At 30.2% G+C, this 14,523-nt stretch carries 15 protein-coding genes and 1 other annotated feature; of the genes, 13 read left to right on the top strand and 2 right to left on the bottom strand.

What is annotated here, in order from left to right:
• Positions 1-181 precede the first annotated feature (181 nt).
• Together GQF29_RS02630 and cysK are read right to left on the bottom strand one after the other, a co-directional pair.
• Positions 182-988 carry a PD-(D/E)XK nuclease family transposase gene (locus GQF29_RS02630; RefSeq protein ID WP_017144160.1) on the bottom strand — a complete coding sequence of 269 codons (807 nt, stop codon included), beginning with the start codon at positions 986-988 and terminating at the stop codon, positions 182-184.
• Positions 989-1,262: 274 nt separating this feature from the next.
• Positions 1,263-2,219 carry a cysteine synthase A gene (gene cysK, locus GQF29_RS02625; protein WP_008788342.1) on the bottom strand — a complete coding sequence of 319 codons (957 nt, stop codon included), beginning with the start codon at positions 2,217-2,219 and terminating at the stop codon, positions 1,263-1,265.
• A gap of 118 nt (positions 2,220-2,337) precedes the next feature.
• Between cysK and GQF29_RS02620 the strand changes: the two genes are divergently transcribed.
• The 13 genes from GQF29_RS02620 (at position 2,338) to GQF29_RS02565 (ending at position 14,500) form a co-directional block, all read left to right on the top strand.
• Positions 2,338-3,126 (top strand): histidinol-phosphatase HisJ family protein, encoded by a 789-nt coding sequence (locus tag GQF29_RS02620; RefSeq protein ID WP_008788343.1) that lies wholly within the window; start codon positions 2,338-2,340, stop codon positions 3,124-3,126.
• A gap of 47 nt (positions 3,127-3,173) precedes the next feature.
• The gene (locus tag GQF29_RS02615; RefSeq protein ID WP_008788344.1) at positions 3,174-3,524 is read left to right on the top strand and encodes a hypothetical protein; all 351 of its coding nucleotides are present in this window, start codon (positions 3,174-3,176) and stop codon (positions 3,522-3,524) included.
• A gap of 17 nt (positions 3,525-3,541) precedes the next feature.
• Positions 3,542-4,525, top strand: coding sequence for a C40 family peptidase (locus tag GQF29_RS02610; protein ID WP_008788345.1), 984 nt, complete (start codon positions 3,542-3,544; stop codon positions 4,523-4,525).
• Positions 4,526-4,591: 66 nt separating this feature from the next.
• On the top strand, positions 4,592-5,761 hold the full coding sequence (locus GQF29_RS02605) for a cation diffusion facilitator family transporter (protein WP_017144162.1): 1,170 nt from the start codon (positions 4,592-4,594) through the stop codon (positions 5,759-5,761).
• Positions 5,762-5,809: 48 nt separating this feature from the next.
• Positions 5,810-6,041 (top strand) — a binding site (T-box leader).
• 38 nt (positions 6,042-6,079) lie between these two features.
• The gene (locus tag GQF29_RS02600; protein WP_008788348.1) at positions 6,080-7,099 is read left to right on the top strand and encodes a methionine ABC transporter ATP-binding protein; all 1,020 of its coding nucleotides are present in this window, start codon (positions 6,080-6,082) and stop codon (positions 7,097-7,099) included.
• On the top strand, positions 7,100-7,765 hold the full coding sequence (locus GQF29_RS02595; protein ID WP_008788349.1) for a methionine ABC transporter permease: 666 nt from the start codon (positions 7,100-7,102) through the stop codon (positions 7,763-7,765).
• A gap of 14 nt (positions 7,766-7,779) precedes the next feature.
• The gene (locus tag GQF29_RS02590) at positions 7,780-8,601 is read left to right on the top strand and encodes a MetQ/NlpA family ABC transporter substrate-binding protein (RefSeq protein ID WP_029158252.1); all 822 of its coding nucleotides are present in this window, start codon (positions 7,780-7,782) and stop codon (positions 8,599-8,601) included.
• Positions 8,602-8,678: 77 nt separating this feature from the next.
• Positions 8,679-9,866, top strand: coding sequence for an HD domain-containing phosphohydrolase (locus GQF29_RS02585; protein WP_017144163.1), 1,188 nt, complete (start codon positions 8,679-8,681; stop codon positions 9,864-9,866).
• 68 nt (positions 9,867-9,934) lie between these two features.
• Positions 9,935-10,108 carry a hypothetical protein gene (locus GQF29_RS18340; RefSeq protein ID WP_008788352.1) on the top strand — a complete coding sequence of 58 codons (174 nt, stop codon included), beginning with the start codon at positions 9,935-9,937 and terminating at the stop codon, positions 10,106-10,108.
• Between the two features lie 27 nt (positions 10,109-10,135).
• Positions 10,136-10,384, top strand: coding sequence for a spore coat protein (locus GQF29_RS02580; RefSeq protein ID WP_008788353.1), 249 nt, complete (start codon positions 10,136-10,138; stop codon positions 10,382-10,384).
• 111 nt (positions 10,385-10,495) lie between these two features.
• A complete protein-coding gene (locus tag GQF29_RS02575; protein ID WP_008788354.1) occupies positions 10,496-11,161 on the top strand; it encodes a response regulator transcription factor in 666 nt (221 codons plus the stop codon).
• The gene (locus GQF29_RS02570) at positions 11,149-12,156 is read left to right on the top strand and encodes a sensor histidine kinase (RefSeq protein WP_008788355.1); all 1,008 of its coding nucleotides are present in this window, start codon (positions 11,149-11,151) and stop codon (positions 12,154-12,156) included. The genes GQF29_RS02575 and GQF29_RS02570 overlap by 13 nt, the downstream gene beginning before the upstream one ends.
• Before the next feature lie 52 nt (positions 12,157-12,208).
• On the top strand, positions 12,209-14,500 hold the full coding sequence (locus GQF29_RS02565; protein ID WP_008788356.1) for an ABC transporter permease: 2,292 nt from the start codon (positions 12,209-12,211) through the stop codon (positions 14,498-14,500).
• Positions 14,501-14,523 lie beyond the last annotated feature (23 nt).

Here is a 14,523-nt window from a genome sequence, read left to right as displayed (position 1 = left end):
TCTCTTTAAATTGAAGAAGCAATACATATACTATTAAATTTTGATATAATAATATGAAAAATGACAAGTTCAAAAATTGACCATGTCATTTCATTCTTCAATAAAACATCTAATTGAAATATCATAAAATAATATATAAAAGTCAAATATTTAAGATTATCTCACTTTTTTGATACTCCCTTTATGAAATCATTCTTTGTATATATATTGAACGCTCTTCTTCTGGTATATCAAAAAAGTTAAACGCTTCTTCCAATGTATATCCTTTTTTACTCATTAACTTTTGTATTGATTTTACCATTCCTTTCATTTCTCCTATGGCCTCGCCTTCAATAATGCCTTTTTGCTTAATCTCTTCCCAGATTTCACACATCTCTTTTCTCCCTCCTTCTGTCTCTTTAAAATAACTCACTCTTTTCCTTAAAAACTCATAATGCATATCACTTGTCTCACTACATAGAAAATCATGCATCAATCTCCCTAAGGCATTATCCTCCTGAATACTTGCATTGATATAGATGATCTCACTTCCATCATCAAATATCTGGTTATTCTCATCTATTGTTCTATGAACATGATAGATTGGTAACCCATATCCTAGGACATCCTCTTCTGTTATGAAGATGATAATCATATGAGGCAAGTCCTTCCATTCTTCTTTAGGATATGATGTACTGGCATCAATCAGACTTCCATGAAATCTTGCCCGTCTTGGATTGGCTCCAGTATAATCTCTTTGCACTTCAATATTGATATAATGATTTTCAGTTTTGACAAAGACATCAATACTGATAGACCTTCCAAGAATATTATTGATATCATACTGCACATGCCATTCAATGATTTCAATAGGCCTTTCTAAGATAATCTCAAGAAACTGAGTCAGGCACTCCTTATCCTTGAAGACAATCCTCATGAAATCATCATCAATCACCTTGAGTCTGGAAATCGCATCCAGATATTCAGTATTCCTTTCACATACGAACACATCGTCAACCTCCTCTATTAAGATATAGAGAATCTTAAGCAGAGATAGTATCTATAAACAATATACCACAACAATTGCTTAAAGTAAACACACAAAAAGATTCCCCTACTTATATATTCATCATTTCTTTGCTATTTTTCTTTTTTTCTGGGTAAAAAATCTAAAAAATTCTTATCACATAAAAAGATGATAAGAATTTTGTTTACCCATTAAGAATTTATAAGTATCAGTTGATTATTATGAGATACTCATTATTGGAAGTTTGGGATGAAATCTATTTATTTTTATAAATCTTGTTACATAAGGATGAGAACAAATCTGTAGATAAGTAACGCTCACCACTATCTGGTAGAATGACGACAATATTTTTATTCTTATTTTCCTCTAGTAAAGCAAGGCGTTTAGCGACATGCAAAGCAGCTCCAGAAGAGATACCTACAAGAATCCCTTCAGTATTAGCAAGTTTTCTCACAGATTCATATGCATCATCAGTCGTAATTGTTACAATCTTATCATAGATATTTGTATCAAGTATTTCAGGAATGAAGTTAGCTCCAATTCCTTGGATTTTATGAGAACCAGATTTTCCCTGAGAAATTAATGGGGAATCAGCAGGTTCAACTGCAATAATTTGAATATGGGGATATTTGCTTTTGAAATATTGTCCTAGTCCTGTGATAGTGCCACCAGTCCCAATTCCAGCAATAATCATATCTACTTTTCCTTCCATCTGTTCATCGATTTCTGGACCTGTTGAAACAAGATGTGCTTTGGGATTACTTGGATTGACAAATTGACCAGCAATGAAACTATTGGGAATAGTTTGTGCAAGTTCTTTAGCCTTAGCAACAGCACCACTCATTCCTTCACTGCCAGGAGTGAGAATAAGCTCAGCACCAAAAGCTTTCATTAATTTCTTGCGTTCTTCGCTCATTGTTTCAGGCATGACAATAATCACTTTATAGCCTAATGATGTTCCAACAGCACAAATACCAATCCCAGTATTGCCACTTGTGGGTTCAATAATAGTTGCACCTGGTTTTAATTGACCATTTTCTATAGCATCCATGATCATTTGTTTTGCAACGCGATCTTTAATACTGCCAGCAGGATTATAGTATTCTAATTTGGCAAAAATGTTTGCTTTTAAATGTTCTTTTGCTTTTGTGTTTTGTAACTCTAGTATTGGAGTATGACCAACTAATTCGTTAAAATTATGATAAATAGACATATTTATTTCCTCCTTATTTATGAGTATTATATGCATCATTATGAAGAAAATCAAAGAATATGATAAATCTTTTCTTTCTTAATAAAAGGTGTTAAAATAATGAGAAATGGAGGATATTATGAGAAAGATAGATTACCATATGCACACTTACTTTTCAGCCGATAGTGAGGCTGATCCTAAAGTTCATATTCATACTGCAATTGCTAAAGGACTAGATGAAATTTGTTTTACTGATCATCGAGATTTTCATTATCCTGAATGTCCATTTGAATTAGATGCAGATAATTATTTCAAAGAACTTAAACAGTTACAGAGGCAGTTTCAACAACTTATTAAGATTAAGATTGGATTGGAAATTGGTTTAGATGTTGAATATATTGATGAAATCAATCGTTTTGTGAATGCTCATGATTATGATTATGTGATTGGCTCAATCCATGTTATTCATCAAACTGAATTTTATGAACCAGCAGCTTTCTTTATTAATAAAACAAAAGAGGAAGCTCATAGAGAGTTCTTTTTGAATACATTAGAATGTGTTCAGACTTTTGACTGTTTTAACTGTTTAGGACATTTAGATTATATTTGTAGATATGGTCCATATGTTAACAAAGAAGTTGAACATTCACTTCATCAAGACATTATTGACGATATCTTTAAAACACTTATTCATAAGGGAAAAGGACTAGAAGTCAATACATCAGGTTATAAAACAAGAGGGGTTTGTGGATTTCCCAACTTTGAACAAATTCAAAGGTATTATGATTTAGGTGGTCGTATAATCACAATAGGTAGTGATTCACATACAAGTGATCGTGTTGGAGAACATGTAGAAGATGTTATCAAAGAATATCAACATATTGGATTTCAAGATGTCTCTACTTTCACAAAAAGGGTTAGAGATTAGATAACCTTTATGCTATAATAAGGATATGTCGCAAGGAGGGAATAAATATGATATGTTATCATAAAGAGGATGTAGAGGATTTAAGAAAACATGAAGGTCAATATTATATGCCTAATGCTTTGTTTGATACGATGCAGTATAAATTAATTCGTTTAGAAGTCAAATGGGCTTATGTTGCTTGTTTAAATGTTTTATTACAAGGTCCATCATATGATAAAGAAGGTAGGGCTTTTATTAAGGATGACCACCCACAGGTGATTGAAATTTTAAAAGACTTAGCTCATAAAAAAGTAGATCAAGAAAAAATTGCTGGATATCTTTTAGAAATGGAAGACAACGGTTTGATTGAAAGAGTTGGTAGAGATATTTATCTCAAAAAAATTTGTAATGTATTTTAAAATAAGGAGTTATATTGATGAGGAAGCTATTCATAATAATGTTTCTTGTATCATTTTTAATGGGGTGTCAATCTCCTGAGATTCAGTCTTCTCAAACTCCACAGAAAGAAAGTATTAAGATATCATTTCATCAATCTTATGAACATCAAGGGATAACTTTTGAGTTGATTGATATGCTGGTGGATAAAGAAATTTATCCTGCAAATACAAATTCTAAATATGATTATGTTCATTTTGATGAGAATACTGATTATGAAATGTTGGATATTGTTATGTGTTTAACCAATAAAAGTTACAAGTCTTTGCAAGCAAATTCAGATTTTAGAGTGAAATTAAAAACTAAAAATGATGTTATAAAGATGGAGTGTTATATTGAAAGTAAAGAATTTACAAGTTTACAAAAAGATGCTGCTATTGATAAAGATGAAACTGTTTTATTGCATATGAATGCAACTATTGATTCTCAACAAAGAGAAGAGAATTTAAGATTGTCATTTTATATTGAAGACCAGGAGTATGTTGTTGATTTTATTTATAAAGATTATCAGAATCAAAAACAAATTATTGAATTAAATCAGGTTTTAGATATGAATAATGAATTGTCTATGAAGTTTGATGATTTAGGAATCTTGAATAAAGTTCTTCCTGATGATACAAGTGGTGAATATTTTTATTTTGAATTGGAAGATAAAAAGAATCTGTTTTTATATGGCAGTTGTGATTTTGAGAATAAAAGTCATCATGATATGAAACTAGCGGATTTACCTGCTTTACGTATTCGTGGACAGAATATTCATTTGTTTCATATTGCCAAACAAACCAAAGATAAACGAGATTTTGTTGAAGATGAAAATACTGTTATTCAACAAGGAGAAAAATGTAGAATATTCTATTATATAGAATTGCCTAAAGACATTTTCTTTAATGATATTTATAAAAATAAACAAAAGATTGAAATGAGTTATAAAATAGATAGATATCTATTGAAAATTCCAGAATAACTGAAAGGATATTGATGAATATGTCAATGTCTTTTCAGTTATACTATGATAGAAGGGGGATTCATGATGTTCCAATTGATTGTAAAGAAGTACATAGAAAATTATGATGATAGTAGTCATCCAAAAGTCAGAGAAAGATATGGAACACTATGTAGTATCCTTTCCATTATTTGTAATGGTTTTATGGTTGTCTTTAAATTGATTTTTGGATTTATAACAAGGTCAGTTGCTATTCAAGCCGATGGATTTAACAACTTATCTGATATGGGAAGTAATTTGGCCACTCTGTTTGGGTTTAAATTGGCTGGCAAACATCCAGATGCTGATCATCCTTATGGTCATGGAAGATATGAATATATTACAGGACTGATTATTGCTTTTTTGATATTATTAGTCGCATTTTCTTCTTTAAAAGAATCTTTCATGAAAATTCTTCAACCAGAAGAACTGAATTTTCAGTTAACAGCTGTTATTGTTTTGGTTATTTCTATACTTACAAAACTTTGGATGGCATCATTTAATAAAAAGGCGGGTCAATTCATTCATTCAACATCATTAAAGGCAGCAGCTCAGGATAGTTTAAATGATGTTATTACAACATTTGCAACTTTAATTTCGTTGTGTTTAAGTCTTGTCACTGATTTACCAGTAGATGGGGTTATAGGTGTTATTGTGTCTTTGTTTGTATTGAAGTCTGGTGTAGATATTTTCAGAGATACAGTTGATCCTTTATTAGGGCAAGCTCCTGATAAGGAATTAATTAATCAAATCTATGATTTTGTTATGTCATTTGATAAGGTGATTGGTATTCATGATTTTATGATGCATGATTATGGACCGGGACGACAATATATGACATTTCATGCTGAAGTTGATTGTCGTGAAGATGTGATGGTCCTCCATGATCAAATAGATCTTATTGAAAGAGAATTATTACATAAGTTTGATATTTTAACAACAATTCATATGGATCCGATTGATATGAATGATGAATTAACAAATCATTTACGTGAAAAAGTGAAATTTATTGTGAATGATATTAATCAATGTTATAGTATTCATGATTTTAGAATTGTCAGTGGGCCAACTCATACGAATTTGATTTTTGATGTATTGATTCCAGCAGATGATGAGATTGCACATATTGATTTAAAAAGAAAGATCGAAGAAAAGGTCTATGAGTTGAATCCTTCTTATTTCTGTGTTATACAAGTTGATCATGCATTTATTTGTTAAAAGTGAAAAAAATGTTTGACAATTGTTTTTATTCAAGATAATATATTATCAACAACAGTGAAGAGAAGAGTAGTTTATTATAAGCTTCATAGAGAGTTCTTGGGTGGTGGAAAAGAACAAGTGGAGATAAATGAAGATGGTCTTGGAGTTTTATTGGTGAATAATGAGCCAATAACGGATGTACCCGTTACAGTACTAGAGTATGTTGGTACTCGAAGAGGCTATAATTGTGAGATTATAGTAAATTAAGGTGGTAACACGGGTGATGCTCGTCCTTTCAGTAGGACGAGTTTTTATATATTTAAGGGAGGAAAGACTATGATTGAACTTAAACATATTACAAAGATATTTCATACACAAAAGGGTGATATTAGTGCTTGTCAAGATGTCAATCTGACAATTCAAGATGGTGAAATCTTTGGTGTTATTGGATATAGTGGAGCAGGGAAATCAACTCTTGTTCGTATTATTAATCAATTGGAAAAACAAACGAGTGGTGAAGTGATTATTGATGGAGAGGACATATCTCAATTAAGTGGTGAACGTTTAAGAAAAAAAAGAACAAAGATTGGTATGATTTTTCAGCACTTTAATCTACTTTGGTCAAGAACAGTTCAAAAGAATATTGAATTATCTTTAGAAATAGCAGGGGTAGATAAACAGACAAGACAACAAAAGGCTAAACAATTAATTGAACTTGTTGGTTTAACAGGTAGAGAGAATGCTTATCCAAGTGAGCTCTCAGGCGGTCAAAAACAAAGAGTTGGGATTGCAAGAGCATTGGCTAATGATCCGCATATTTTACTTTGTGATGAAGCAACAAGTGCATTGGACCCCGATACAACCGAACAGATTCTAGACTTATTAATTCAAATTAATAGACAATTAGGAATTACAATTGTCATGATTACACATCAGATGGAAGTTGTTCAAAAAATCTGTCATCGAATAGCTGTAATGAGTGAAGGTAAAGTTGTTGAAGAAGCAAGTGTGAAAGATATTTTTGAACATCCTCATCATGAAATTACAAAACGTTTTGTAAGAGATTTATCTAGTAAAATTGATGATGGCAAATTGAATGATAATTTGAAGCAAATATATCCTGATGGTATTTTATTAAGATTAACTTTTGATGAAGAAATTTCTAGGCTTCCAATTGTCTCAAAAGTAATGAAAGAAATAGATTTAGATTTAAGTATTGTCTCAGGAAATTTAACAAATACAATTGATAGTTCGTTTGGAGTCCTGATTGTTAATGTTTTAGGTGGGGACAAGCAGGAATATGAAAATGTTATTCAAAAATTTAAGGATTATCAAGTGATTGTGGAGGTGATCTAGATGAGTACAGTTTTAGAACAAATTGATTGGGATGCAATGATTCTTTCAATTCAGGAAACATTGTTTATGACATTCTTTTCACTGTTGATTGCAGTTGTGTTAGGATTTGGACTAGGAATTATTCTTTATGTTACAAAAGATGATGGACTTTATCCAAATAAAATAATTAACCGTATATTAGACTTTATTGTCAACTTACTAAGAGCAGTTCCATTTATTATCTTGATCATTATCTTATTGCCAGTCACAATATTTTTGGTTGGAACAATGCTGGGAGCCAAAGCGGCTTTACCCGCTCTTATCATATCAAGCGCTCCTTTCTATGCACGAATGTGTATGATTGCACTAAGTGAAGTAGATAAGGGAACAATTGAAGCAAGTAAGGCGATGGGAGCAAGCCATTTACAAATTATTACCAAAGTTCTTATCCCAGAAGCCAAGCCAGCTTTAATATCAAGTATCACAGTAATGGGAATTTCGCTCGTTGGATATACAGCAATGGCGGGATGTATTGGTGCTGGAGGACTTGGAAATGTGGCTTACATGTATGGATATGCAAGACAAAACATGGTAGTCATGTATACTGCAACATTCTTTGTATTAGTTATTGTCTTTATTATACAGGGAATAGGAGATTATGTTGTCAAAAGAATTGACAAGCGATGAAAGGGGAAAATAAAATGAAAAAATTATTAAAAATCGCATTAGCATTATTATTAACAGTAGGCATTGTAGGGTGTGGAAGTCAGAGTGATTCTAGTGATGAAAAAACATTAACAGTATCAGCAACACTGGATCCACATGCGAAAATCTTAGAACAGGCAAAACCGTTGTTAAAGGAGAAGTATGGAATTGACTTAGAGGTTAAAGTTTTAGATGATTATTATATCTTTAATAAGGCATTAGATACTGGAGATGTTGATGCTAACTATTTCCAACATAGACCATTCTTTGATGGCGATGTAGAGAAGAATAATTATAAAATAGCGGAGGCAGGTGCTATTCATATAGAGCCATTTGGATTCTATTCAAAAACAGTAAAGTCTAAAGATCAAATAAAAGATGGGGCTAAAGTCATTATTTCTAACTCAGTTGCAGATCATGGAAGAATCTTAGCAATCTTAGCAGATGCTGGTTTAATTACGATTAAAGATGGTGTTAAAGTTTTAGATGCAACTGTTAAAGATATTGCATCTAATCCTAAGAATTTAGAATTCACTGAAATTAAGCCTGAATTATTAGCAACTTCTTTTAATAATGGTGAAGGTGATTTGGTTGCTATTAATGGAAATTATGCATTACAAGCAAACTTAAATCCAACAAAAGATGCTGTTATCTTAGAATCAGCAAATGCTGATAATCCATATGTAAATATTGTTGCTTGCCAAAAAGGGCATGAAAATGATGAAAAAATAAAAGCATTAGTAGAAGTTTTAAAATCTGATGATATTAAAAAATTTATTGAAGAAACTTATAAAGGGTCAGTGATTCCTGTTAAATAGATGAGATAAATCTCATCTATTTCTTTTTGTTTTATTCGACATTCAAATCATGTATAATGTGTAAAGGTGGTGATTCTGTGAAATTATGTTTTAATCATTTGTTATTGGCTTTTTCATATGCACTTGATTGTGTTGAAAAAGATTATTTTAAAACAACGAGTTATCATGGCAAAAGAGTATCATATATATGTTTATTGTTAGGAGAACATTTTGCATTAAATAATCAGCAATTAAGTGATCTGGTAGGTTGTGCAATTTTGCATGACAATGGATTAACTGAGTATTATAAGCAAGGTGATAATACTCAAGAGGCTGAATTTTTAAAGATTCATTGTGAGGTTGGTGAAGAGAATATAGATTATATTCCTTTTTTTGAAGATGTTCATAATGTCATTTTATATCATCATGAAGCAGTTGATGGAAGTGGACCATTTCATAAGATGATTGATGAAATACCACTATATGCTCAACTTATTCATATTGCTGATTGGATTGATGTCAATTATAATCTTCAAGATATGAGTGAAAAAGAGTATCAGAATATATTATTAGAACTTCATAAGTTAAGAAATAAAGAATTTTCAGATAAAGTTGTTGATGCATATTTAGCTGCATTAACATATGATAAGATAATCATTAACAACGATCAATTAGAAAATTATTTAAGAGAAAATATTCATAATATCTATCAAGATTTCACAGATTCGCAAATGTTAGCAATCTGTCAATTGTTTGCAAGAATCATTGACAGCAAATCCCCACATACGCGAACACATTCAATAGGTGTTGCATCAAAGGCATCTTATATGGCTTTATATTATGAATATGATGAAGAAATGATGTTAAAATTATTTTTTGCAGGTGCGATGCATGATGTTGGAAAACTCGTTATTGACCGTGATGTTTTGGAAAAGCCTGCTCAATTAACTGACTCTGAATATACGTATATGCAGACACATGCATATTATTCATATAAGATTCTTAGTGATATGCAGTTGGGTGAAATTGTTCATTGGGCATCTTATCATCATGAAAAATTAGATGGTAGTGGTTATCCATTTGGAAAAAAAGCCGAGGAATTGGATTTTATTGATCGTTTGATGGCATGTTGTGATATTTACCAGGCTTTAACTGAAGATAGACCTTATAAAGATGCAATGTCTCATGAAAAAAGTATTGAAATTATGAGAAGTATGGCAGTAGGAAATAAAATTGATAGTCAAATTGTTGAAGATATGAATAAAGTTTTTGGGAAGACATCTTAGAATGTCTTTTTTTTAAAGAAATGTATCTTTTTCATTTTTTTGTGAAAAATAAAAATGGAGGTGAAGGTATGAGTCCCAAAGAATTGCTTTATATTGAAGATGCATTAGGTCATGAAGAGTATTTGAAAAAACAGTGTACTGAAGTCGCTTCTAAACTTCAAGATGCTGAGTTAAAGGAATACGTAAATCAGTTAGTAACAAAACATAATGAATTATTTCAACAATTTTATAATCTTTTATAAAAACAATAAGAAAGGAGATCGAAAATCATGGATGATAAATGTTTAATGGAAAGTCTATTAATGAGTGTTAAAGGAGTTTGTGACTTATATTTACATGGAACTATTGAATCAAATACAGAACATGTGCATTCTGCATTTGATCAAGCATTATGTAATTCTTTAACAATCCAAAATGAGATTTATAAGAAAATGGCTGCTAAAGGTTGGTATCCAACTGAACAGGCTGAACAACAAAAGATAAATCAGTTAAAACAAAAATTCTCTCAAATGTCTTAATTGACAAATTAATAAGATAAAGAAATAGTGTTTCAATCTATGAAGCACTATTTTTTCAGTATTTTCATTCTTAATACACTTTTCTATGATACAATATATACAGGTGATATTATGCAAAAAATACTTGTTGTAGAAGATGATCAATTGATACAAAGGTCATTAAAAGAGGCATTAGAGTTAAAAGACTATGAAGTTATTCAGGCATTTAATGTTAAACAAACTTTAGAAATAATGAATTCATCTATTGATTTAATCATTATGGATATTCAATTACCTGATGGAAATGGAATTTCTTTATGCCAACATATCCGTGAGAATTATCGAACCCCTTTACTATTTTTAACATGTAAAAATAGTGAACAATCTATAGTAGAAGGATTGAGTGCTGGAGGAGATGATTATGTATGTAAACCATTTGGTATTCAGGAACTCTATGCACGTATCCAATCATTATTAAGAAGAATTCCAGTAAATCAGGATATTATTTATACAGCTGATTTAAAGATTGACACAAAAAACTATCAAGTTTATAAGAATGGTCAGTTATTAGATTTAACAAATGTTTGTTATCATATTTTGTTATGTTTGATTCAGCACCATGGCATGGTGATTACACGACAAAATTTATTGGATTTAGTGGAAAGTCAAACCCAGCATTTTATAGAAGACAATACTTTATCTGTTCATATGAAAAGAATTCGCCAAACTTTAGGTACTTATCATGGTCAATCTTATATAGAGACATTAAGAGGGGTGGGATATAGATGGGGCCAATAAAATCAATGGATGCTTATTTATATAAGGGTATTCAGACAATCTATATTATTTCTTTATTAAGCTTTATGATGTATATTATCTTTCAAACCCAGCTTTATCTTTATATGTTAGGGATATGTTTAGGTTTGTTAGGTCTTTTTTATGTTTGGATAAGGAAGAATAATCATGAGCAAATGAAACATCTTATTTCTCATGCAGATGCTATTATTGAACAAAAGAAAGTGAATGTCATTGATGGTGAGGGAGATATGAGTTTGTTATCTCATAAACTTTATACATTATCACATCGTTATAACCAACTTATGAAGACCATGCAACAAGAACAAATCCAATTGAAAGGTTATATTGAAGATATTTCTCATCAATTGAAGACACCAATTACATCTATGAGATTAAATGAAGAATTGCTATTAGATGTTATTGAGGATAATAAACAAAGAGATAAATTACATCAAATTTATCAACAAACATTAAAGATGAATCATTTGGTTAATGATCTTCTGACATTAGCATTGTTAGATTCTCATAGTATTTCTTTTCGGTTTGATGATTATTCAATTGAAACACTTATTGATACTGTTGAAGAAAACTTAGAGCATTTATTAAATCAAAATCATATGATTTTACAGGTTGAACATCAACAGGAAACACTTCTATGTGACTATAAATGGTTTGTAGAAGCTTTAGAAAATATTATTAAAAATTGTATTGAAAAGAATCAGAATGGTTGTATTGATATTATTGTACATAAATTTGAATCATTCATAAAAATTATGATTAGAGACTATGGTCAAGGGTTTGATGAAGAGGAACTGCAACATATTTTTGAACGTTTTTATAGAGGGAAGGTCCCTCAAGGTGAAGGAATAGGTATTGGACTTTCTTTAGCAAAACGAATTATTGAAGAACATCATGGATTTATCGTTGCTAGAAATGATAATGGGGCGGTATTTGAAATCTCAATTCCTCAAGTATTAGCAAAGAAAAAAATTTAAATTCACTGAATTTAAAGATTACTTTGATAATATAAAAATAAGGGGGGATTATATGAATAAGACTTTATATCGTCTTGCATATCGAAACATTATCAAATATAAAAAACATTATATATTTGTTTCACTAATTATCCTTTTTATATCTATTTTTTATAGTACATATACAATTGTTCAAACTTCTTATTTTCAAGTGAATAGATTATGGAATGAACAGGAATATGGTTCATGGTACTTCTATGGACAAATTGCTGAACCAGAGAAATTTGATAAAGTTGCTTATCATTATGAAGAAGACAATGGCTTTCAATATACATATCTTTATTTACAGGGAGTTAATGAAGATGGATACAATGTAGCATATGCAGATAAAGAGTTTAATGAATTATGTAAGGTTGATCTTATTGAAGGACACTTTCCATCTCATAAAAATGAAATTGTTGTCTCTCAGGAACTGTTAAATGAAGAAAAATATCAACTAGGAAACACTGTTCAGATGATGACGACTTTGTTAGAAATGCAAGAATATAAAATTGTAGGTGTTGTGCATAATTCTCAAGAAAATTATTTTGCAGATATATATACAAACATAAATTCAAAGTATGAGAGAGTTACTCTGTTTTGTGATAGAAGTCTAAGCATAGAATCAGGAGAGGAATTCTATAGTCATATTCCAATCAAGCTTTTATATAATGATCAAGGACAAGTTGATGTGAATAAGTATGGTTATGATCATTCAATGTACATGTTAAAATACTTAGAGGCACAATTCGATTTAGCTGTTTTATTACAACTCTTAGTCATAACGAGTTTGGTATTAATAGCTTTTGCTTCTGCAAGCTTGAAACAACGTTCTCATGAATTTGCTTTGCTTAGAGGATTAGGGATGACGAGCAAACAATTGATGCTGATGAATTTATATGAATACGCAATATGTGTCTTTCTATCCATAGTTTTAGGCACATTGATGGCACTGTTTGTTTCTTATGGAATTATGTTCGTTATTAAATATTTTAAAGATATTTTTATCATTATCATTTCACCTTTACAGTTATGTATCAATGCAGCAGTTGTATTGATATGTATAATTATGACATTGCTATATCCAATATCAAAATCTTCAAGACATGCTATGAGTGGGACTTTTGACAGTTATCGTTTTCAATATATTCAAATCCGTTACCGCAGACTGCATTATCAAAATAAATGGCGATTAGCATGGCGAGAATTGAAAGTGAATAAAAAAATACATATACTTTTCATCGTGGCACTTTGCTTTCATACAAGTTTTATACTTATGAATATGATGGCTCAGAATTATAATAATCAAAAGAAAGATATTACATATATTGGTTTAGACAAAACAAAAAAATTAAGTATCCTTACAGATTATCATTTTCATTCACTTGAACTTAATAATATTTATTATACTCATAGCAAAAGTGAAGTGGATATTGTATATAAAGATACAGAAGCTTATGTTGATGATGTTTATACATGTGATGATGATTTGTTAAAGAAAAGTCGAATTGAGGGGAGATTTCCTATGAATGATTATGAAATTCTTATTCATAATAATCCTCAATTATATCTCACATATAATAATGGTTATCATGAAATTTTAGATATTCAATTGTCTATTGGGGATTCATTTCAACTCAATGGTCAAGATGTAACAGTTGTAGGAATTGTTCAACCAGCTGAAATTCTAAAATATAACGATCCTGTAGATGGTTTGTTTAATTTTGAAAGATATTATTTATCTACATATACTGGAATTTATGTAACTCCCTCTCTATATCAAACAATAAATGGAGTTTATGAACAGGATTATATAGATATCTATTATCAAACAGAAAAAGAGAAAAATATTATGATAAGTCAAATATTAAATCAGTATCCTGAACTCCTCAATAATATAGAGGATAAAAATAGTATAGAAATATATTCTGGTTCAAATGCGCGTTCATTTGCTGAATCAAGCATTCATTCATATGTTCTATATGCATCTATGAGTATTTGTATTTTCCTATGTTATTTTATCAATAAAAATGAAATGTTCAATAGAAGAAATGACTATGCTTTATGCCAGTTAATAGGAATGACAAAAAGAGATTTATTGAATAAACAAATAGCTAAAGGAATTATTATATTTGTTCTTGTTATCAGTATACAAACATTTTTTGTTATTATGGAATGTACTTATTTAGAGAATTGGACAATTCCCTATATGGAGTTTATCATTTTAAGTTTATTCGTTTTTGTTATCTGTCTATTGATTTATGTGACTCCACTATACTTTGTATTAAAACATAAGCCATTAGATAATTTAAGAAAAATTGACTAGGAAATCTATTGAAGTGATTCTTA

Origin of the sequence: Coprobacillus cateniformis, from assembly GCF_009767585.1 — a bacterium.
Classification (GTDB): Bacteria; Bacillota_I; Bacilli_A; order Erysipelotrichales; family Coprobacillaceae; genus Coprobacillus; species Coprobacillus cateniformis.
Note: the sequence above shows the minus strand (reverse complement) of the source record. Positions and strands in the feature narration are given on the sequence as shown.